This is a genomic window from Enterococcus sp. LJL128, assembly GCF_056924295.1.
Map to the genome: position 1 here is coordinate 34,915 of NZ_JBXPBP010000017.1, position 22,137 is coordinate 57,051.

At 39.5% G+C, this 22,137-nt stretch carries 15 protein-coding genes; 2 read left to right on the plus strand and 13 right to left on the minus strand.

From position 1 onward, the window contains the following. Positions 1-14 precede the first annotated feature (14 nt). The 8 genes from AC1Z3K_RS15805 to AC1Z3K_RS15840 form a co-directional block, all read right to left on the minus strand. Complete coding sequence (locus AC1Z3K_RS15805; RefSeq protein ID WP_426083588.1) at positions 15-680, minus strand: hypothetical protein; 666 nt, start codon at positions 678-680, stop codon at positions 15-17. A 21-nt stretch (positions 681-701) separates the two neighbouring features. Continuing rightward, positions 702-1,793 (minus strand): WxLIP family cell surface protein, encoded by a 1,092-nt coding sequence (locus AC1Z3K_RS15810; protein ID WP_461733254.1) that lies wholly within the window; start codon positions 1,791-1,793, stop codon positions 702-704. An 85-nt stretch (positions 1,794-1,878) separates the two neighbouring features. Next, positions 1,879-2,640: a WxL domain-containing protein gene (locus tag AC1Z3K_RS15815; RefSeq protein WP_461733255.1), complete on the minus strand. Its 762-nt coding sequence runs from the start codon at positions 2,638-2,640 to the stop codon at positions 1,879-1,881. A gap of 31 nt (positions 2,641-2,671) precedes the next feature. Continuing rightward, complete coding sequence (locus tag AC1Z3K_RS15820) at positions 2,672-3,469, minus strand: WxL domain-containing protein (RefSeq protein WP_461733256.1); 798 nt, start codon at positions 3,467-3,469, stop codon at positions 2,672-2,674. A gap of 4 nt (positions 3,470-3,473) precedes the next feature. Continuing rightward, positions 3,474-3,842 (minus strand): LPXTG cell wall anchor domain-containing protein, encoded by a 369-nt coding sequence (locus AC1Z3K_RS15825; RefSeq protein WP_461733257.1) that lies wholly within the window; start codon positions 3,840-3,842, stop codon positions 3,474-3,476. Between the two features lie 19 nt (positions 3,843-3,861). Continuing rightward, on the minus strand, positions 3,862-8,259 hold the full coding sequence (locus tag AC1Z3K_RS15830; RefSeq protein WP_461733258.1) for a pectate lyase-like adhesive domain-containing protein: 4,398 nt from the start codon (positions 8,257-8,259) through the stop codon (positions 3,862-3,864). 220 nt (positions 8,260-8,479) lie between these two features. Then, positions 8,480-9,178 carry a winged helix-turn-helix domain-containing protein gene (locus tag AC1Z3K_RS15835; protein WP_426083576.1) on the minus strand — a complete coding sequence of 233 codons (699 nt, stop codon included), beginning with the start codon at positions 9,176-9,178 and terminating at the stop codon, positions 8,480-8,482. A 305-nt stretch (positions 9,179-9,483) separates the two neighbouring features. Continuing rightward, complete coding sequence (locus AC1Z3K_RS15840) at positions 9,484-10,575, minus strand: tyrosine-type recombinase/integrase (RefSeq protein ID WP_461733259.1); 1,092 nt, start codon at positions 10,573-10,575, stop codon at positions 9,484-9,486. 531 nt (positions 10,576-11,106) lie between these two features. Between AC1Z3K_RS15840 and AC1Z3K_RS15845 the strand changes: the two genes are divergently transcribed. Beyond that, positions 11,107-12,540 carry a helix-turn-helix domain-containing protein gene (locus tag AC1Z3K_RS15845; RefSeq protein ID WP_461733260.1) on the plus strand — a complete coding sequence of 478 codons (1,434 nt, stop codon included), beginning with the start codon at positions 11,107-11,109 and terminating at the stop codon, positions 12,538-12,540. 229 nt (positions 12,541-12,769) lie between these two features. On the opposite strand, the gene treR is transcribed toward AC1Z3K_RS15845, so the two are convergent. From treR to AC1Z3K_RS15865, 4 genes are all read right to left on the minus strand, one after another. Next, positions 12,770-13,483, minus strand: coding sequence for a trehalose operon repressor (gene treR, locus AC1Z3K_RS15850; RefSeq protein WP_426083570.1), 714 nt, complete (start codon positions 13,481-13,483; stop codon positions 12,770-12,772). Positions 13,484-13,585: 102 nt separating this feature from the next. Continuing rightward, entirely contained in the window at positions 13,586-15,385 is a 1,800-nt protein-coding gene (locus AC1Z3K_RS15855; RefSeq protein ID WP_461733261.1) for a penicillin-binding transpeptidase domain-containing protein, read from the minus strand. Between the two features lie 147 nt (positions 15,386-15,532). Beyond that, a complete protein-coding gene (gene pgmB, locus AC1Z3K_RS15860; RefSeq protein ID WP_426083566.1) occupies positions 15,533-16,183 on the minus strand; it encodes a beta-phosphoglucomutase in 651 nt (216 codons plus the stop codon). Further along, a complete protein-coding gene (locus tag AC1Z3K_RS15865; RefSeq protein ID WP_461733262.1) occupies positions 16,183-18,894 on the minus strand; it encodes a glycoside hydrolase family 65 protein in 2,712 nt (903 codons plus the stop codon). The genes pgmB and AC1Z3K_RS15865 overlap by 1 nt, the downstream gene beginning before the upstream one ends. A gap of 285 nt (positions 18,895-19,179) precedes the next feature. On the opposite strand from AC1Z3K_RS15865, the gene treP reads away from it, so the two are divergent. After that, positions 19,180-21,162, plus strand: a complete 1,983-nt coding sequence (gene treP / locus AC1Z3K_RS15870) for a PTS system trehalose-specific EIIBC component (protein ID WP_461733263.1) — start codon at positions 19,180-19,182, stop codon at positions 21,160-21,162. Between the two features lie 57 nt (positions 21,163-21,219). Here treP and AC1Z3K_RS15875 read toward each other — a convergent pair whose 3' ends face one another. Beyond that, positions 21,220-22,107, minus strand: a complete 888-nt coding sequence (locus AC1Z3K_RS15875; RefSeq protein WP_461733264.1) for a LysR family transcriptional regulator — start codon at positions 22,105-22,107, stop codon at positions 21,220-21,222. Between the last annotated feature and the right edge of the window lie 30 nt (positions 22,108-22,137).

Here is a 22,137-nt window from a genome sequence, read left to right on the forward strand (position 1 = left end):
CCTTTATTTCATCCTCACTTATTTTTCTTCAGTGAGTCTTCGTTGATACGGAAGTGTTCAAACACTTTCTTTTGATTCGTTTTTGTTTTCTCTAAATCAGCCTGATATGCTTCCAGCGTTGTCTGGTCACTTAACGTTTCAATCGTTTGACTCCCTAAGTTCAACCCTAGCTCCTTCATGTTTGCATAGAGGCGGTTTAAGTCTTTTTGCCCTTCTGCACTCAATCGGCCATCGGCTGTCCGCACACCATAATTCGCCAACCGAGCAGACAGGTCATAAATATTCCCCTGGATTTTTTTAGGATTATCGGTTCCTGGAATTTGATTCAGCTGCTCTTCAATGTTGGCGATGAGGTAATAGCCTTGAATCAGCGCTTCTGAGTCTTCTTTTCCCAGATTTGTTGCTTGATAATAACGGGCATAAAAAGCCGTCCCTCCTCCTAGAGAGGCCAACACAAAAAACAGGACAAAAGAACGAATCGAAGCACTCTTTTTCTTCTCAAGCATCCGGCAGGCACGACGCCAGCGTTTCCGCTTTTTCTTTTTCTTCGGTTTTGTCTGCTTCATTTTCTTTACTTTAGAACTGTTTACAAAAATTAGAACAAAGTAGACCAGTGCAAGAACCAGAAAGAGAATGGCAGCAGAAAGTGCGCCAATAAACAGCCAATCAAGTATTTCCATTAGTAAGCCTCCTCTATCACTCTACTTTTTCTTTTTGCGTTTTGAAGAGGCTTTTTTTCTTTTGTTTTGCTTGTTCTTCTTTTTAAGTAAACGAATCACTAAGAAGATGATCAAAATCAATAGTAGTAGTCCACCAACAATCATGATGATTAGCTGCCAGTTGATGCCGGCATCCTGAACCAAGGTCAAATCTTGTTCGTTGAACTTATCTGCTTCTTCGTCTGTAATCTTGAAGTTTTCTTCCCATTGCCACTTGCCTCCGGCTTTGGTTGTTACGAGGATTTTCGCGCGGTAATCACCTGGTGTCATCCGTTCTCCGTTCATGGAAACTGGAAAATCAATCATCGAATTAGGAGCCATCCGCATATTGGCTTTTTTCGTGTCATACAAAACTTCATCGGAATCCTTGCCCATGATTTGCACATCCACGGTCATATCGTCTGTATAGACCGGTTGAACATTGGAGAAATTAACAAAAATAGCATTGCGGAAATTATTTAGCTCTGGATATACTCGATTTAATTTCATATCTGGACTGAGTTCATTAGAATCAGCTTCACTTAGCAGGATTCCGGTCTGATAGGCTAGTTTGTTCACAATCATTCCTTGATCTGTATTGGTCTCCTGTCCCTCTGCGTCTTTTTCTTGAATGGTTACTGCGCCTGAAATATATCCCTCAAAGGAAGCCTCCGGCATGGTAATCTCCATATTTAACATTTCTGAGCTGTTGGCTGGGACTACCACTTCTTCTGGTGCTTTTACTATATCCGCAAAATCATATTTCAATGATGCATCATTTTCAATCTCATTTTCGCCATATTCAATTACACCGTTACTGTTGGTTTTTGCCCCATTTAAACTAACCATAATAGTTATTTCTTTATCTGAGCTGTTGTTTAGCTGCATTTGAATCGTTTGCTGCTGACTAGGCGTCATACGTAAATCGTAATAGCCTACGTCAGGATTATGTTGGTTTTCCGGTAAAACTACTTTGTAGGAAAATCCTTTTAATTCCTGCTGAGTTTCCGCTGCGCTAGCCATTGTTGAAAACCCGGCAAGCATACTGATTATGTACACTAAGCTTACTAGCTTAATTGCTGCTTTTTTAATCATTCATTGTTCCTCTCTTTTCTTGAAAATAAGGCACCGATTCCGAAGAATCGGTGACCTTTCAATCAATTGCTAAATGAATCATAGATTAGATAACTTCTGCAATTGTCCAAGTAATTTCAGCTTTATATTCAGTTGCTTTCAATACGTTAGTTCCTGGTACATTCAATGTAATCCCATCGTATGTGCCAGCTTGTGCATTTGCATTATTATCAAACATTAATTCAAAAACACCGAAACCTTTACCAGCTTCTCTGTTAGTGTAGAATGGTACTGGGTTGTTTAAAGATAATGTTTGTGTCGCAGTTGCTGGAGCTACTGGTTTAGTTGCTGCATTTGTACCTGTTACTAATGAAATTTTCTTGTAGTCCAAAGTTGCACCATCAAGTGTTTGGCCAGCAGTGTTTTGGAACTGTTTCGTCATTTCACCAGTTACTGTCCACCAGTTGTTTGTTGTTGCTGCATCCGCACGGATATCTTGGAAACGGATGAAGTGTGCAGTTGTTTGCTTTGTTCCTGGATCAGTAAATGGTAGTGCATCATAAGACTTATCTGTATCATTTGCTACGATTTTATGTGTATCGAAGTCCATGTTTGTTACAGAAACGATTTTCAATGGTCCTGGATTTGAGTTTTGTGTTGGTTCAGTCATTGGTGTTCCAGTAGATTGACCTGGCGGCAGGTTCGTTGGGTTTGTTGAAGTATCTGTAGTAAAATTAATTTTACCTTCACCAGCGCCTGTTTTTGCATCAGCGTAAGTTGGTGCTGCTTTTGTCATTGATGGTGCTGCAAGTCCTAGTCCTAGTGCTGCTAATAGTGCAGCTCCAGCTAATTTGTGTGAAGTTTTCATTTGTGTTTTCCTCCTAATATGTGTGTGTTATTTATGGTAGCTCGGACAAAATCCAAGTTATCACCGTTGAGTAAGCTACCGGATCTTTTTTGGTTGCCCCCGGTATAGACAAGCTTAATGCTTTATTTTGATAAATCGCTTTGTTATCGAACGTAGGATCAGTCACAGGATTGCCTTCAGCATCCAAGCGTGGAATTAGGGTATCTGTCATGCCATTTTCATTTTCAATTGATGCCCCGAAAATGATTGCCCATGAACCTTCTCCAGTTCCAGTCTTTGCCTCAGCCAAATTGTAGGTCTGTCCAATATTATCGATACGAATCACATCTTTTTGGACGATGGGTGCCTCATCAGCACTTCTCGTTGAATTTGCCCAGGAATCCCCAAGCGAAATCACCGCACCATCCAGTTCTTTATTCTCTGCTGTATCATTTTTGAGCTGCGTTTCTTGGCGAACCTGCAGCAGCCAGCCTTTACCAGTTCCGCGAAAATCCGATACTTGGACAAAGTTGCCTCGAGCACCTGTATCTCCGTGAAACAGCTGCGCATTGCCGTAAATCATTACATCTTCATCCACCTTGGCATTTGCCCAGAAGTTGAATTGCGGGACAAAATCGATACGTAGGTCGCCGTCTGTTGACGGGCTGTCGCCTGGATCAGCAGCTTGATCAGGATGTTCCGGGTCTCTAATTTCTTTTTCATACGACCCTTCAAAACCGACCTTTCCGTTGCCAGACCATGATTCTGCTCTGGCCGTTTCAGAAAAACCAAACAGGGCTGCAGAGAATAGCGGCAGCAACAACAACGTTGCCAGTTTGACTTGCTTCATGTTGTTAAGACCCCTTTCCTTCTCCAGATGCCTGTTCTTTTCTCCGTTTGACGTAGAACAGAATTAGCGCAATCAATACTAATGCCGCTCCGCTAATACCTAAACTTTTCTTCACCAGTTCACCGGTTGAAGGATATTTTCCAGCCGGCTTAGAGCCGGAAGGCTTTGTTGGCGTAGTGGTTGGCTCTGTTGTAGAGCTGGGTTCTGTTGAACTACTTGGTTCGGTTGTCTCTTCATAGAAAGAGACAACACCGTTCGTTTGTACTGCACCGCCGTTTTCTGCTGCCAGGCTAATTGCTGGTCTGCCCATAAAGATAAACGCCATGACGACAACAGAAATAAAGAGCGATGAGAATAGCTTAAATCGTTTCATGTTTCTTTCCTCCATTGCGTTATTTCGTTTCTCCTAATGTCCAGACGATGGTTGCTTTGTATTCGCCTAGCTCACGAACAGCTCCGGCAGGAACATCCAGCTTGAAGCCGCGTTCGCCTGTCGCCCATTTTTCACTGACATCATATTGACCTGGTGTTGAATGGGTGTCCACCGTAATATCTTGATCCGTATCGTTCAAGATAATTTCACTGTCTTTCCCGTCACCAACTCGATAGCGAATAGCATCTGGTAAGACTTTTGTGCCTGTACCGCTGCCGCTTGTCAGATAATCATCTAACCGTGCTTTTAGAGTCCAGCTAGTTGGTGTTGTTCGGTTATCCCAAACAACGAGTTTGTCATCAAAGCTTGGATTATCCACACGAACACCAAAGATTCCCGCATTTCTTGTACCGAAATCGATTGATGTCGGATAAGAATAGATGAATAAAGTACCGTTAAATACATACTGAACAGTTGACGCATTTTCCGTTACCGGAATGGCATCTTCTGGAGATGGGCTTGTCTTCACTTGATAATTCTCTCCAAGTAATGCAGTTATCACATCTTGAACAGCTGTATTCGTAGTCAAATCAACTGTACCGCCAATATTACCGCTGACAGCAATTGGATCACGGAGCTTTTGACCTTTGTCATCGATAAATTCCACATTTACTGTAGAAATACTCTTATTGATTGTAACTGTAATTTCTTTTTCAACCTTCGAAGTACCACTTCCATACGAAAGAGTTACTTTATAGGCGCCATCTGGTACAACACCGCCGCCAGTTGCCGGTCCAGGCAATGTACCTTTATCGATGGAAATTAATGTTGGATCAAGTTTAGTATTTGATGTAGCATCAAATTCCCAAAGCTCCAGCTTTCCTTTATCACGAATCATCGTTAAAATATCCGCATCACTGGTTGGGTAATCCTTCGCTGCTACGGCGAAGTCTGAACCATCAAGAATGTATCGATCGCTAGGAACCGCTTCATCTAAGACAAAAATTGGTACGACTACTTCTCCAACGTTGCCCGCTTCATCTGTCAAATTGACAATGAATGAAGCATTGCCCTGTTTAGATACAATATTTGCAATATCCTGCCCAGGTTTCAAAGAAGCCGTAATCTTATCGTTCGCTGAAACGTTATCTGAGTATGCATTTAAGAATGCTTTGTAATCAGCGGCATTTTCAATTGCAGCTTTGTCACCTAAATCAATAATTGTAAATTTACCTGTTCCAGTCGGTTTGGTCTTATCATTGAACGTTACGTAAATGGTATGGGTTGCTGTATCACCATTTGACGTGACAGTCAATACAATCGGATAGGCTTGCTCTTCATCTGTTCCTACACCAGAAGCATCAATAGTCAATTTAGCCTTGTCATCTGTGACATTTTCCAAAGCGTTGTTAATAACTTCCAAGGCTCGAACATTCCCTTGGGCAATCACATAAGCTCTCAAGGTATCCGCAGTTGCCGTATTCGTCGTCCAATCTGAATAATCAACTCTAAAGTCGTTACCCTCGACTGCTACTGAACCATTAGGCATACTATCCACTACATAAACCGGCACTCTGATTGGTGCACTGTCATTGCCAGCCAAGTCGGTAAGAATAACGAAGAACTCGCTATCACCAGTATTAGCAACAATGGCATCAAAATCAGTGTTATCTGCAAAACGCACAGTAACTTGATCTTTCGGTGTTACATCATCATTCCAGTCAAGCAGGAATTTAGTTAAGTCTGTTTCATCCCGAATATATGCAGCATTTCCTTTCGGCGCCAGTGTTAGTTTTCCCGTTCCTGTTGGCGCTGTCTCATCTAAGAAAGTCACTGTGATTTCCTTCGTTAAGTCCGCCGCCAAACCAGAATCTGCTGCTGTAACAGTTAGAGTTACTTTGTAGGAACCACCCGTTGAGCTGGTTGTTAAACCACCCAAATCTGTTACTTGAATTTTATCGGTTAGATCCGTTTGAACCCCATCCACAATCTTGTAAGATGCTGCTTCACTTTCTTGAATAATATATGCCTTAAGCTGTGCTTCTGTCATACCATTCAAGATTGTTGCGCTAGCTTCGACATCTTTCGCTGTAAGTGCATTTAATGTTTCATGAACAATCAGCTTCGATTTAATCTTTGTTTTGTTTGGAGCAGGAGCGCCAGTGGCATCTACTGCTTCATCCAAAAGATAAACATACACATCATACTCTCCCTGAGTTGCCATCATTGCAGCAACCTTATCTGGCGTATTTTCTTCAGCAAATTCATAGTCAAAGTTTGGTGTTACGGGGTTAGTATCTGTTGGATTTTGAACAAACTCTCTTGGTGCCGGAGCAGCTTCTCCCACCGCTGAATGAACAGTCCGGGGATCTCCTTCAGGTGGCGTTGTATCCAAAACCGTCTTGATATCAAATGCTTCTTTCCCGTTTAACCAACCAACAGCTTTAATTTTCTGACCTGCTTCCAGAGTAACGCCTGCAGGTAATGTGTAAGAAAAGCTACCAGTAGTTGGATCAGCAATTGTATGGAACTTTCTTGAATCTCCTTCAATTGGTGAATCTGTTGTTGCTGGTGTTAACAGCACATCCTTGCTCGGATCATTTTCATCCACAACCAGATAGAACAAAATCGCTGTTCCGTTCATATAATCTGGATCGGGGTTCACAACCCCCGAAAGAACTTTGCTGGATGTTTCCGCTGGATTATCTGTTGGTTGATTCAAACCGATAATAACATCCGGAATATACTCATAAAGTACCCTTGAAAACCCAGCATGTGGTGTGCCTGTCGCAGTTGTTCTGTAGTTTGCTAAGAAATCATTTGTAACTAGTGTCGTAACACTTTGTCCAAGAACATTTGTAGTATTTCTTCCACTATAGGTTACATCTACTCCGTAAATCGGGTTCCATATTTTAAATGGATCGTCGCTTACTGGTGTTTTCACCCAAGCAGATACCTTTTGAACATCCGCAATAAAGTGACCAGGATTAGTCATATTAATTAGATGGGCATTAGTGTTGGCACGGGCATCCAAATCAATAGAGTAGGCATCCGCGAAGCGGAAAATCCCCCGAGCGCCAACATTAATTAGATTCCTCACACCAGTACCGTCATGAAGTTTAATATTGAAGGTTGATTTCTTACCAACAACAAACTCACTATCTGCGCCTGCTGATATCACATCACGTGTACTTGTTCCTTGATTTTTAAGATTAATGTTTACTTTCCCTTCATCAGAGACTATAAACCTAGAATCCCTACCTAATGTAATTGCGTCAACAGACATTTGACCATTGATATTAATATTAAGCTGCGCTCTATTTGCAACAGTAATAGATGTATCAGAGCTAAGACCTATCCCACCACGTGTAGAATTATCTTTTGTGGATAAGTCAACTTGGACATCTTCTCCTAAAATCACATCACCTTTACGCAAACCCATAACATTTGCACCAGTACTATGAATCTCCCCACCATTACCTTTGGTTAAAAAGCTTGCCTTTGCACCTTTTTTAAATTCTGCATAAGCTGGTTGATTATTTGTTGATCCTGTGTCTCCAAGAAAACTAGCTAATATAAATGCATTTCCGTTCTCTACAGTAACAGTTGTGTCACTACCTTCTTCATAAATAGCTCGAAACGCTTCTAATCCCGCTTGATCTTCAACTGTTCTACGAGTAGTTCCCGGCACTAAAGGTGCACTATAAGAATGAACCGAATGAAATGTATTAGTATTTTTGAAAATCATCGTTGCCTGCCAAGAAGCACTTAACTGTGAGCCTTCATAGTACACATTGTCATAAGTTAATGTGGAAGTAATTGCACTGTAGTCTCCAATGGCAAATGGTCCATATGGATTTTGTCCATACATCTTAATGTTCTTTATATAAACATTTTGATTTGTACTTGAGCCACTTGGAGCGCTAAAACTACGGTTATTAAAATCAATTATATGATCTTGACCATCGATAACAAAGTCCACACGCGTAGCAGGCCATCGTTCACGATTTCCTAAACTAGGACTAGCTTCACCTGGGTTTTGAATATCTGCAATGACCTTGATATAGTCCGCATTATTTTTATCAACATCTGCTCCAGTGAACTGGTTTCTAATTGCGTTATTCAACTCGGTCCAAGTACTAACCTCAACGACCTTAGTCGCTGCAGCTTCTGTCCCCCATCCTGCCGCAGCCATTGGCGCAACTGCATCTAGTGGCTGAATTGGCGACTCCAATGGTTCCAGTTCAACTGATTCTTCAGAAGTCTCACTTTCTACAGAAGCCTCCTCAGAGCTCATCGTGGAAGAAGTATTCGTCTCCTCATTTGCCTTGATTGGTTCAGAAATACTCCAAAAAGCTGTTAGCAGCAATCCTGCTGATACTATCCCTATAAGATAACTTTTTTTTCCGATTTTCATTATTTTTCTCAACTCCTCCCTTATATAGATAGTTGTGTGTCTTTGAAAACACACTATATTTCAATTTTTCAATCCTTCATCTCTACTACTAGAGTGACTGATGAAAAAATGAAACCTAATTTACTAGATTTTGTTATACTTGTTAGTCAATGTAAGCTATCCAAATTTTATTTCTACTATTGGATATAGTAGGAAAATTCTCACACCACCGAAGCTCAGACTAAGTCAAATTAAGAAAGTAGCCTTTTGACCGCACTGTAATAATGAACTGGGGCTGATCAGGATTATTCTCCATTTTTTTTCTTAAATGGAAAACCAGATTTGATACTCTGAACTTATAATTTTTATCCGGCTTTTTCCAAAGCCTCTTAAACAACTCTTCATAGGTGAAAGCCACATTTGGTTTACTATACAAAATTTTTAAAAGTTGGTATTCTAATTTGGTTAATGGTATTTCCCGTTCGTTGTCGATGACGACACTAACATTCTGATCTATCAGTTCGAAGCTACTTTGCTTTTCAACAACAGGCGTTTTCTTTAATTGATTGGATGGTACATTATTCGCTTGACGATTGATGGCATTATTAATAATCAGTTTAAATTCATTTGGATCTACTTGAGAATTCAAATTTCCGTCTGCGCCCAGCTGCAAAAAAATCAGACGGTTAACTGGATTTGGTTCCTTTGTCATAACCCATACCAAAGGATTCCTATCTGCTTTCAGCTCCAATAGAATACTGCAAATTTGCGCAACATTTTCCTGAGTGTCATCATTAATAATGACTGCATCGACCTGCTCCATTTTTTTATTAATTTCAGATGGGAGAACTTCGATGACTTGGGTTTCGTTGGTTTTTAGTGCATTTATGTAATTGTCGCGAATACTACCTGAAACTGGAATTACTCCTATGTTAAACATGTCTATCCCTCCAAAATAAAAAGTCGGTATTAACGTAATGCTTCAGTTTCTTGTTTTTTATACAAACAAGAAACTCTCTTAAAAACCTTTAACGCAATTATAGTTTTTCATTTGCTGACGGCGATTTTGACGATGTATCTTGGACTATTTTTTTCATGTGTAAAAAAATCATATTTTTAAGATAATCAATAGATTTCCTACAATTTTTCTATTTCTATTCAAAAAAAAGCACAACAAAAAAGCTAGTTTATATAAAATTTTTAGACAAAAAACTAACTTTTTTTAACTAATTCAATTTTTTCTAATTATTCAGAAACTAGTTCAATCGCTCTTCGTTCATTGTTTCTATTCGAGTTTGCATAAATATCTAATGTAGTTTTTACTGATGAATGTCCTAACAGAGTGGCAATAACAGCAGCACTTACACCTTTTTCTAAACATTTACTAGCAAAGGAATGACGTAGAGAGTGGAAATTCATCCAGCTCATATTTATTTTTTTCATTATTTTTTTAAAATAATTTGTTATCGTTCGAGGTTCTGTCGGTTTATTATTAATTGAAATGACATAGTCACCAGTACTAACTTCTGCCCTCTTTTTGAGAAGCTGTACCATTTTTTCTGACAAAGGAATTTCTCTTTGAGACAGAAAAGTTTTAGGCGTATTCTCTATAATGATTGTTTGATTCATTTCATAATTTTGTATTCTTTGACGGGTCCTATTAACAACCAAAGTTTTGCTAATGAAATTGATATCCTGCCATTTCAAACCAGCTATCTCTCCAATGCGCAAACCAGTCTCCAACGCTAGTAAAATTGGTAAACCTTTTTCGTCTTCGTTTGCTAAATGACGAATTTTTTTTTCATCTTCTGTTGTTAATGTTCGAATTCTTTTTTTATGAATTTTTGGTAATGAAACAAACTGAAGAAGCCCTCTTTTCACAAGGCTTTGCTTTTCTGCTTCATATAGTCCTGTTTTCACCACTTGAAAGACAGACTGCACAGAACTTGAAGAGATTTTTCGGCCTACTTCTTTTACAAAATTGTTTAAATCAATACTAGTTAGCTCATTAAGTCTTTTTTTCCCTAAAAAAGGCTTGATATGCTTTTCAATTTTACTTTTATAACTGCTGTAAGTACTTTGTTTAATTTCTTTTTTAGCAATTTCTTCCAACCAATAATCAAACCATACACCTGTAGTCCCACAAAAATCTTTAGTAGTCGGATCTGTTTGGCGAAGGAGCAATTTCTTTTCAAGTAATTTTTCTTTTACTCCTCGATAAGTCGAATCATAGACATACCCATAGTATATACGACCATTATTTTTTCTTCCTTTAATAAATCGACCTTCCCAGCGACCATCTTTACGTTTATAAATGTTCTCCCCTTTTCGACTCATAACTCTTCCTTCTTTCCTATATAATTGACGGAGATTTTGACGGCGAAAAAAAAAATTCTAAATAAAAAAAATTTGTTTTCTCTCATTTTTTTATTTTTTTTGTAAAAAAATTGATAAAACTTTTCCGAAAGAATGTTGTATAATGATTTTCGAAGTAAAAAATTAGAATTTTTTCTCTGTTTCCTATTATTTTACCTATCAAAAAATCATTTTTTTGATATAATTGCTTTTTTAATGCTTTGCTATTCAGTTCTTGTTTGTATAAAAAACAAGAACTTTTTTATTTTCTATATAGTTATTATTTAAAAACGCCGCTTCTCCATCCTCATTCCACACATCAACCTGATTTGTTATACTTCTTTTTCTGAAATTAGTATGATAGTTTTTGTTATTTTTTTCACTTACATTTTTTGTAAAAAATAAAACAGAAACTGATAATAACTAAATATAACTGATGTTACACTAAAAAGACTTGTTTTTCTTTTTATTTACGGTTATAATCACTGATATTTTAAACTAGGGAGATTAGTTATGCTATTAGATATACAAGACCGCAGAAAATTGAAATTGCTGCACTCTTTATTTACCTATGAACCTCATGAAGAAATTTCTTTAAAAGAACTGGCACAAGCTATTCATATGGATAAACGTAGTATCATTTCTCGAGTGGAAGAACTTTTTGAAGACATTGTAAACAGTAAATCCGGTCATGCTGAATATTCTATTTCAGGCGGGCAATTAACAGTTTACTTTTCAAGTGATTTTGATGGGTGTAAGGTATTAGCTTTTTATTCCCAGAGATCTGTTCTATTTATTTTAAGTCTTCAATTATTGAAGGGTGAATTCACTACTATAGAACGTTTTTCCGAAGAGCATTACATTAATCCGCTGACTCTTTACCGCAAGCTACCGATTCTAAAAAAAGAACTGGCAAAAATGAACATCTCCATAAATTGGAAAACCTCTGAGAAGTTGATTGGAGAGGAACGTCAAATCCGCCTGTTCTATTACTATCTTCTTATTGATATATTTAACTATCTTGACTTTGATTGCGAATCGTTGATAATGAATAATTCAGTCTTTCTTTCCACAGAAAAACTTTGGTTATTTATTACTTATCATCGATTGAAAGGAAATCACTTTGTTAAAATAAAGGATGAGATTGATAAAATAAGTACATTTCCTGTTTCTTATGAGCAATTTACTCTGAAATATGCTACATCCCTACATACTTTTTTTGAAGAATTTAGTCTTACTAAATCAATCTTAACTATTGAACTTCGGGTAATGTATAACTTTTTTGGCTATTACTTTCTTATTACCTCCGACTACCACACTCTGTCCGCCACAGCTCTTAGCCGTAATGCTGACGATTATCTCAGCCTGATTGAAAAAAATTGTGTATCCTGGATTGATCTATTTTCTGAGTTTTTTGGTCTAAACCTCAATAACCAACAATTTTCTTATTTATTTTTTTTGATTTTAGCCAAACAAACAACTGAATATTATATTAATAAAGAGGAGATGCGCTGGTTTTTTAGAGATATTAGCACTGCACTTTTAAATCGGCCAGTTTCTTTACTCAAACAGAAAATTACTGCCTTTTTAGATTTTCTAACTACTCGTCAGTGGTTTGAAAAAGACTATGACCAAACCAGCAAAGTTTGGTATGGCGAACTACTCTTATCCGTATTGCCTCAATTAATACCTCCGTTGAAAGTATCAATCCTTTCAAAACATAAGCCAGGTCATAATTTTTACATACGCAACTTAATTGAATCTATCAGTACCGTCCCTATTAAAATTACCAATAATTTCTTTGAAGATATCCAGTTAGTTATTTCTGACTACCATACTGATTTAGATTTTTCTGTTAAAGTTATTAGAATTGGGGTCCGACCTCATATTTTAGAATTAAATAAAATCAAAAAGTTACTTGAAGAACTTTATTACCAACAATTATAGCGGCAGTTGTTAGATTTCATACTCATCGGGCATAGAAGATGAGGCAGTCGCTAATTTTTTGATGGTTTATATTTTACTAACTAAAAAACACAGAAGCAGCCAATCCATAACTGCTTCTGTGTTTTTTAATAGATATAATTTTGGGGTATACATCTGATTAAGTTATTCAATTAGGTATTGCTGCGACATGGCTAACAGCTTTTTTATAGCATTTACACCAATATCTCTCCTAGCCCTTACGACGTCGGGCAAATTCAATAAAACGAAACTTGTCTAACCGGTGAATCGACTCAGTGTATTCAAAGCAATTCGTATCTTCCAAGTAAACCAGACTGCGGACAACAACGACATGACTGTCACCGTGGAGCGTCATCAGCTCCTGCATCTCTTGAGTAACCGGTTCGACAGTAATCTCTTTTTGTGCATAAGAGATGGCCAGCTGCAAGTCATTTTCAAAGTAGTCATAGATTGAGTCCTGCGCCCGCTCCTCAGGCAATTCCGGTATCACCGATTTCAACAGATAGTCCTTATCCAAAATAACGATTTCTCCATCAATTTTACGTTGACGAATAAGCTTCCAGGCTGGCTGCCCCACTGTCCAGCCAGTTTTTTCATTCAGCTTTTCTGTCACAGGAACCTCCTCCAGCACTCGGACAATGGTTTCACTGGGAATACGCTGAGCTTCTTGAAGTTCTTTATAGCTGGTTAGTCCAGCAATTGGAAAGTCAAAACGATTCATATCTAAAACAATCGAGCCTTTCCCTTGTTTCTTCTGAATGTAGCCGGCATTCAGCAGCAGGCTCAGTGCTTTACGAATCGTTTCTCTTGAAACACCGTAAATCTGTATTAGCTGATTCTCGCTAGGCAACAGGGTATGCGCAGGATATTCATTAGCTAGTATTTTCTTTTCCAGATCCAAAAAAATCTCATTAAACTTATTCATCATGATCCTCCTACTTCCATAGGGTAATTATTGTAAGTTCTTCTTTAAGTAGTCTACAGACTGATTTGGGTTATTCTAGTATGCTGTGCTAATACCAAAACCTTATTCAGTCTTTTCTCTAATTGTCATTGCCCGTGTCAACATATGGTTGGAGACACTTGAAATGATATCATTTGCGGTTGTACCATCTAGATTCGGCGCTTTAATCGTCATGTAGAAAATGTATTTAGGGTCTTCTCTCGGAACAATCTGTACCACTGAATGGAGATACTTCTGCTTATTATACGCACCATCTTCAAAAAACTCAGCTGTACCGGTTTTAGCAGCCACATTTATGCCATCGATAGCATATTGTTTTCCTGTCCCGTACTCTGGATCGTTCACTACATCTCCCATGTATTCCAGCACTCTGCCGGCAACCTCTTTTGAAATCGGGGTGCCTACTTTTTCCGGCTCAGTGATTTTTTCGCTGCCGTCTGGATAAATAATCTTATCAATCAGATACGGCTTCATCATGTTTCCTTCATTTGCTACTGCGGTATACGCCTGCTGCATCTGCAAATGGGTGACTGAAATTGCCTGACCGTAAGAAGTCATCGCCCGGTCAACTGTTGTTTCATTTTGAATCACACCCGGAAGCTCATTAGATATGCCAATGCCGGTTGGCTCTAAAAAACCAAAGGCTTTAATATATTCCTGCCATTTTTCCGGCATTCGTTCATGGAGATTGACCATGCCCACATTACTTGACCAGGCAATCGCCTGACGAAAAGTCATGGCGCCTTTCCCTTCACCGTTATTCCAATCATTGATTACACTGTCATAGAACTCTAGGCTTCCAGAAAGAAATTGTTCATTCTCCTCAAAGACACCTTCTGACATTGCTGCTGCAACTGTGAATGGCTTCATCGTTGAACCGGGTTCATAAACATCCTCGGTTAATAGATTGAGCCAGACGGCATCCTCCTCATCCAACCCTTTCAGTGTTTCCGGCTCAAAGGTAGGACGCTGGGACAATGCCAACAGTTTGCCGGTTTCCGCCTCCATTAAGCTGGCCGTGATTAGCTGAGGCTTATACTTCTCAGCTGTTTCCCGCAGCAGCTCTTCCAGATTAATCTGCAGCACGCTATCTAGTGTTGTCACAATCTGAGCGCCGTTCTGAGCAGGTTCAATGACCTGCTCCGTTCCTGGAACACTCTTTTGATTTTTATCTTTTTCATAGGTGATGGAGCCTTCCGTCCCCTTCAGTATCTCATCATAGGCTGCTTCGATCCCCATGACACCTATCTCTTCTTCATCTACTATATTCGTATAGCCTAAAAAGTAAGAGGCAAATTCACCATTCAGATACAAACGTTTTTTACTTTCTCTAAAGTAAATACCAGAAATCTTTCCTTTTTTCAGTTCATCCTCAACCTTCCGCTTTACTTCAAAGCTGAGTCCTTTTCCTTTTTTACCGAACTCCACAGTCGTAATTGCTTCACCCGCTTCATTTTTTTGAGGGGTCAGCTGCTTTATAATCAAATCCTTTTCGATGCCGACGTGGCGATGGAGTATATCTGCAATTGACTGTCTGTGCTTTTCCTGTACGTATAATTTTGTACCATCTACCTGTACATATTCTTCGTCTAAAACCGCATACAAAGAAAAGGAGACTGAATCCTCCGCCAAAATATTGCCCGTGCGGTCTAAAATACTGCCCCTACTTGCCCGAACCGTGTCCATACCATTATATAAATCATTGGTTTTTTCTTTTAAGGATACTCCTGCAACCTTGCCGCTTCCTATAATAACAGATAGCCTAACTGCAAATACTACAAAAACCAGCAATGTTGTAAATAATAGAATAATCCCAACTCTTTTTCTATTTTTCTGCGGACTATACTGATTTTTCAATTTCATACCAACACCTCCAACTTTTTTATTACTTCATTATTTCACCTTTTTGATTATCTCCCATTTTAGCATAAAAAAATGATCCCTTGGCACTCTGAAAATAAAAAGTCACCCTCTTCTGAGATATCTTTACAGAAAAGGGTGACTGTTTAATTATCTTTTCAGCAGCTGTTCAATGTCCAATTCGTCCAGTCTGTGTACCTGCTCATCTGCACCAATCAGCTTCTCCTTTTCAATGACGCCTACTGCATACATCCCTGCAGCCTTGACGGCATCAATTCCAGCTTGTGCATCTTCAAAGCCAACAGCTTCCTGTGGTGTAATCTGTAGTGCCTCAGCAGCCTTCAGAAAAATTTCCGGATCCGGCTTTCCTTTGTCTAGGCTGTCCGGATCAACAATAGCAACAAAATCAGCAATGACACCCAATTTTTCTAAGATGACCGGTGCATTTTTTGAAGCTGAAGCCAGTGCACAAGGGATTTGTTTGTCCTTCGCTTGGGCCATGAACTCACTCACGCCGGGAAGTAAGTCTGCTGGTGTTAAAGATGCCAGCAACTGAACATAGTGGTCATTTTTCTTTTTCGCTAACTCTTCCTTTTCTTCAGCAGAGAACTCTTTTGCTTTGCCGCCATATGCCAGAATTCTATCTAGTGAGTCCATACGGCTGATACCTTTCAGCTGCTCATTAAAAGCTAAATCAATAGTTATTCCTAAAGAAGCTGACAGCTCTTTCCAAGCAATATAGTGATATTTTGCTGTATCTGTAATTACACCATCTAAATCAAAAATAAATCCTTTTCTCATCACACGTTGATCCCTTCATAAAAGACTTCCTGTACTTTATTTTTCTGCAAAGCAATTTCTCTACCGGCTATTGTTAACAGTGCATCCTGATCTGCCTCAACCTGAACAGCTCTCTTACTGATTTTAACCTTGTAATGAACACCACGGATATTTAAACGGAAATAAATATTCTCCCACTGTTCTGGTAAATGCGGATTAATTTCAACCTCTTTTTGGCGGATATCAATTCCCGCAAACGTGGTCAGTGTGATGAATAATGTAGCTGCCATTACTCCTGCATGAATCCCCTCAGCAGTTGTCCCGCCTTGTATATCCTGATAATCAGAATAAAGTGCTTCCTGATACATCTGCCAGGCAAGCTCTCGATCCCCGACGATGGAAGCCAGTTGAGAATGAACAATCCGCGACAGAGTAGAGCCATGAGAGGTTCTAGCTAAATAATAGTTCAAATTCTTATCCACGTAATCTGCCGGCAGCTGATAACCCAAATCGGTCAAAATCCGATCCACTGTATCTTTGCGGAAATTATAAAATATCATCAAGCTGTCTGCTTGCTTGGCTACCTTATATTCATCTGCTGAGTGACCTTCTGCACTTAGGATTCGGTCCATTCGATAGATATTGCCATACTTTTCTTTATAGTAATCCCAGTCTACTTCTTTCAAATCAAAGTATCCAGCATATTGGGCGATAATCCCGTCTTCATCAATTTCAAGGTGTAGTTCTTGACGAATTTGATTCATCTGAGCCAAGTCTTCACGAGTAATCCCGACTTTTTTCTGCACCGTTTCTATTGCCTCAGCTGGATAGTCAATATACAGCTTTTCAATCTCTTCAAATAACCAGACTACCATCATATTGGTATAAGCATTATCGGTTAAACCGCCATGCGTACTGTTAGGATATGCTTCGTGAAACTCATCTGGTCCCATCACACCGCTAATCGAATAACGTCCATTGGTTTCGTTGTATTCAGCTGCACTCAGCCAAAAGCGGGCAATTTCCATTAACAATTCAATACCGTATTGAATCATAAATTCCTGATCCTCTGTATTATTATTATACAGCCAAACATTATAAGCAACTGCCAATGATACATGCCGCTGCAAACGACTATGGTCCTCTCCCCACTCCCCGCTAATCGGATTCAAGTGAAGCTCCTGAGATTGCTCTGTTCCATCCAGACCAGACTGCCAAGGGAACATAGCTCCTTGATAGCCGGCTTTCGCTGCCCCGGCTTTGGCCGCAGCCAGCCGCTGATAACGGTACATCAACAGCTGACGGGCTGTTTCAGGAAAATGGATAATATAGAATGGCAAAATGAACAGCTCATCCCAGAAGATATGTCCCCGATAGGCTTCCCCATGAAGTCCGCGGGCTGTTATAGAAACATCCAGAGAAGGATTAGCTGTTGGCGAACCAGATACCAGCATATGATAGGTATGCAAATGAAGCATCTTTTCCGACATCATATCTCCGTCGACCATGATTGCTGCTTCCTCCCAGTAAGTCTTCCAAACCGCTGAAGACGCTGCATACATTTCCTTAAACTCTGGAATTTCAAAAGTGGTGAGAGAATGTGACTTCTGCAGTTCATCAGCCCGGTATAAATGTACTGCTACACTCTTCTCCAGTGTATAGCGGTATCCTTCCTGCAGTTCAGCTGCAACTGTCTGAATAACCTTTTCAGACGTCCGTTCGGATTCAATTTGAGCCAAATTCAGTTCTGGACTAAACAAACAGGCTTCCTGTACAATTGTCATTCCTGAATCCAGTGTTTTAGCTGTTAACAGACTTTTCTGTCCCTCCACAGCTGTATCCAGCACCTGTAAATGCTCCTTGGTTAGGCTCCGGTAGCGAGCAACATTATAATTAAAAACTGTTCCGTCGGCTTCTGTTACAAATTTAACCTGTCCGCTAAAGTTTAACGGCGTTACTTCATAATGCAGACTATACTCATGCATATTTGCCATGCTGACTACACGCTTAGCTCTTATTTTAACTTGTTTACCTGTCTGCGTTTCCAAGATACTGACAGCTTCGAATAACCCCGTATACATATTCAGTGTTCGCTTGAAGAACTTAACCGTCTCCTTTGACCAAGTCAGTAGTTCTCCATCGATTTCTAAAGAGATATATTGAAGATTTGGTGCATTGACAAAATCCTCGTTCTTTATTTCCTGTCCTTCAACAATTGAGGTCGCTGTATTATAAAGTCCAGCTAAATAAGTTGCTGGATAGGTATCTTCTGTAATACACATTTCCGGAGAAGTTCCTCTTAAACCGATAAATCCATTTCCCGTAGTCAGCAAAGATTCCGCTGCATATTCGTCTTTACCTTCTTTATAGCCATAGTAAACGAGGTTCCAGCTGCAGGATTTCCGTTCTTCTGCCAATGCTGATTCGAAAGACCCGTTAGACTGATGAGCAAAGACCGCAGGTATATTCAAGCTTTCTTCCAGTAAAAGCCGAAAATTGTCAGCTTTTTGTAGTTCTTTTGAAACAGTCTCTTTTTCTAAGTAAATGATAACACCTTCAAAACATTCACCTTCTAAATGCTCCCTTATACTGTGAACCGTTTCCTCTGTAAATACATGCGGGAACGTATATTGACTATCCGCAGCTTTCACAGTCAATTGATTGGTTCCTTCAAAAATTTCTATATACATTATGCGCCACCCCTCTACTTGTCTATACATGTTCAAAAACATTATACAACCCTCTATCTTTTTTTTCAAGCGTTATCATACGGAATATTTCTGAAGTCTTTCGTTTTTTTATGTTAGTAGAAATAGTGGAAATTCTTTAAAAAACATGATAATAAAGATTGAAATACTTACTATTAATAAAGTGTATAGTCATCAAAAGTTATTTAATAAAAAAATACGATTAAATAATTTTTTTGCTGTAAAACGCTTGCATTTTTATTTCTAAGCAGTTATGATTAAAGCGAAATAAACAACTTGCTTATACAAGTTACGAAAGGAGTTTTTCTGATGGGTAAATACAAAGCAGATGCAGAACAGCTGTTAAAGGATATCGGCGGGAAAGAAAATGTCGCAGCTGTCAGTCATTGTGCCACCCGTATGCGTTTTGTACTAAACGATCCGTCTTTAGCGGATGAAAAAGCAATTGAAGACATTCCAAGTGTAAAGGGTATGTTTACAAATGCCGGTCAATTTCAAGTCATTATCGGAAACGATGTGCCATTATTCTTTAACGATTTTTCAGCAGTTTCAGGGATTGACGGTGTTTCTAAAGAACAGGGGAAAGCAGCTGCAAAACAAAATCTGAATCCTGTCCAGCGGGCAATTGGAGTTTTAGCAGAGATTTTCACACCGATTATTCCAGCAATTATTGTCGGCGGACTTATCTTAGGCTTTAGAAACGTATTGGAAGGTATTGGGATGGGCTTCCTGGATGGCAAAACCATCGTCGAAGTTTCTCAATTCTGGAGTGGAGTCAATCATTTCTTATGGCTGCCAGGTGAAGCAATTTTCCACTTCCTGCCAGTCGGCATCACGTGGAGTATCTCGAAAAAAATGGGAACCACACAGATTTTGGGAATTGTATTAGGGATAACGCTTGTCTCTCCTCAGCTAATCAATGCTTATGATTTAGCAAATCATGGTACCAAGTTTTGGGATTTTGGTTTTGCACAAATAGACATGATTGGTTATCAGGCTCAAGTTATTCCAGCTATGCTGGCCGGATTCATGCTGGCTTATCTAGAGATATTCTTCCGTAAGCACATACCACAGGCAATCTCAATGATTTTTGTACCGTTTTTCGCTCTGTTGCCTACTATTTTTGCCGCTCATGTCATTTTAGGCCCTATTGGCTGGACCATTGGTAATTTTATCTCCAATATTGTGAATACAGGTCTGACTTCTGCCCTAAACTGGCTGTTTGGCGCGGTCTTCGGCTTCCTATATGCACCACTGGTTATAACTGGTCTTCATCATATGACCAACGCAATCGATACTCAGCTGATTGCAGATTTTCAATCTACAAATCTATGGCCGATGATTGCTCTTTCTAATATCGCACAAGGATCTGCCGTTTTGGGAATTATCTTCCTGCACCGCGGCAATAAAAAAGAAGAACAGGTTTCTATTCCTTCTATGATCTCTTGTTATCTTGGAGTCACAGAACCAGCAATGTTTGGTATTAACCTAAAATATGTCTACCCATTTGTTGCCGCGATGATTGGTTCCGGCTTAGCTGGTATGTTTGCAACATTAATGGGTGTACGAGCAAATGCAATTGGCGTCGGCGGACTGCCGGGTATTTTAGCTATTCGAGCACAGGACTGGCTGGCATTTGCGGCAGCAATGCTGATGGCAATCGTCATCCCGTTTGTTCTAACAGTTGTCTTCCGTCGTCAGGGTATCTTCAATAAAGTTGATCCAGTAGACGAAGCAACTGGCGAGCTTTATGCCGATGAACTGGCGATGGCTGGAAACGTTCCTCAAAGCTTTGCTGGAACAACTACAGAAACTACTGCTTCAACAGCTGCAAAAGCAGAAGCTCTATTTGCACCAGCACAAGGAGAGGTCCTTCCAATCACTGCGGTTAATGATCCGGTATTTTCTCAGAAAATGATGGGTGACGGTTTCGCAGTCAAGCCAGTTAATGGAAAAGTGTATTCTCCAGTCAACGGAAAAATTACAAATATCTTTGATACAAAACATGCGATTGGTATTTTAACTGATACTGGATTAGAGGTCTTGGTTCATATCGGTTTGGATACTGTAGAGTTAAATGGCGCACCATTTACAGTTAAAGTTGCTGTTGATCAGCAGGTGACACCACAAACGCTGTTGGCAGATGTTGATTTCGATCAAATCAAAGCAGCAGGAAAAGAAACAGATATTATTGTTGCTGTCACAAATATGGAAGTAGTTAACACTGTCACACTAAATAAAACTGGTATGGCTTCTGAAGGTTCAGAAATCGGCACAGTTAAGCTAAAGTAAAGTAATCAAACAACAGCCCTGAAAGCCTTCCGCTTTCAGGGCTGTTATTATTTTCATCTATAAAAGTGATTTATGCTTTTCTGACTGACTAGCTATCGTCCACAAATACTGCAGTGCTTGGTTTCGATACTTATTTTTATTCAAGGCAACTGTTAAATCGTTTGTTAAGTGTACGTCAGATAGTTTAATTTGTTCCAGTCTGCCAGCAGCAAGCTCTGATTCTACTAAAACCTTTGGCAAAATACTAATGCCCAAACCAGCTTTGGCGGCTTCAATCAATGTCTGAGAATCCACGCTTGTCCACTGTGGAACTACTTGATAGCCGGCTAGAGTAACCGTTGATTCTAATATCTCTCTGACAGCACTTCCCCGCTCTCTCAACAACAGTTTCTCTTCCAGCAATTGTTTTATAGTCATGCTGCGTACTTTTTGACCATCAGGCGCCCGCACTGCCCAGATGTCATAAGAAGCAAATTTCTTGGTCAGAATATTCCGCTCCAACACATCTCCTTCTAAAAAAGCAATATCTGCTTTCCCCTGCTTTAATAACGCTAGTGATTTTTCCGCACTGTTAACCATGACTTTTACCGGAGTTTTAGGATACTTTCTTTGAAAGTCTTGAATAATTGCCGGCAGCCATATTTGGGCAATCGTAATACACGAAGCAATCTGAATCGGAGCCTCTTTTTCAATAGTCTGCACCCGTCGCTCAAGCTTTTTATATTCTTCTAAAACCGGCAGAACCTCACTTAGCAGCAGTTCGCCCGCACTAGTCAGCCTCACACTCTTATGAAGCCGTTCAAATAGCTGTGTCCCAGCCTGTTCTTCCAATTCCTTCACTGCATGAGAAACCGCCGACTGAGTAATAAATAAATTGCCGGCAGCTTTAGTAAAATTTTCAGTCTTAGCTACTTCCTGAAAAATAAGATACTTTCTTAAATTCATACAATCAGCTCCTTTTTAAAACATGAATAA

What these genes read in the sequence shown, in the direction of transcription:
- AC1Z3K_RS15805 (WP_426083588.1), bottom strand. Translation starts at nt 680, where the DNA reads ATGGAAATACTTGATTGGCTGTTTATTGGCGCACTTTCTGCTGCCATT.
- AC1Z3K_RS15810 (WP_461733254.1), bottom strand. Translation starts at nt 1,793, where the DNA reads ATGATTAAAAAAGCAGCAATTAAGCTAGTAAGCTTAGTGTACATAATC.
- AC1Z3K_RS15815 (WP_461733255.1), bottom strand. Translation starts at nt 2,640, where the DNA reads ATGAAAACTTCACACAAATTAGCTGGAGCTGCACTATTAGCAGCACTA.
- AC1Z3K_RS15820 (WP_461733256.1), bottom strand. Translation starts at nt 3,469, where the DNA reads ATGAAGCAAGTCAAACTGGCAACGTTGTTGTTGCTGCCGCTATTCTCT.
- AC1Z3K_RS15825 (WP_461733257.1), bottom strand. Translation starts at nt 3,842, where the DNA reads ATGAAACGATTTAAGCTATTCTCATCGCTCTTTATTTCTGTTGTCGTC.
- AC1Z3K_RS15830 (WP_461733258.1), bottom strand. Translation starts at nt 8,259, where the DNA reads ATGAAAATCGGAAAAAAAAGTTATCTTATAGGGATAGTATCAGCAGGA.
- AC1Z3K_RS15835 (WP_426083576.1), bottom strand. Translation starts at nt 9,178, where the DNA reads ATGTTTAACATAGGAGTAATTCCAGTTTCAGGTAGTATTCGCGACAAT.
- AC1Z3K_RS15840 (WP_461733259.1), bottom strand. Translation starts at nt 10,575, where the DNA reads ATGAGTCGAAAAGGGGAGAACATTTATAAACGTAAAGATGGTCGCTGG.
- AC1Z3K_RS15845 (WP_461733260.1), top strand. Translation starts at nt 11,107, where the DNA reads ATGCTATTAGATATACAAGACCGCAGAAAATTGAAATTGCTGCACTCT.
- treR (WP_426083570.1), bottom strand. Translation starts at nt 13,483, where the DNA reads ATGAATAAGTTTAATGAGATTTTTTTGGATCTGGAAAAGAAAATACTA.
- AC1Z3K_RS15855 (WP_461733261.1), bottom strand. Translation starts at nt 15,385, where the DNA reads ATGAAATTGAAAAATCAGTATAGTCCGCAGAAAAATAGAAAAAGAGTT.
- pgmB (WP_426083566.1), bottom strand. Translation starts at nt 16,183, where the DNA reads ATGAGAAAAGGATTTATTTTTGATTTAGATGGTGTAATTACAGATACA.
- AC1Z3K_RS15865 (WP_461733262.1), bottom strand. Translation starts at nt 18,894, where the DNA reads ATGTTTTTGAACATGTATAGACAAGTAGAGGGGTGGCGCATAATGTAT.
- treP (WP_461733263.1), top strand. Translation starts at nt 19,180, where the DNA reads ATGGGTAAATACAAAGCAGATGCAGAACAGCTGTTAAAGGATATCGGC.
- AC1Z3K_RS15875 (WP_461733264.1), bottom strand. Translation starts at nt 22,107, where the DNA reads ATGAATTTAAGAAAGTATCTTATTTTTCAGGAAGTAGCTAAGACTGAA.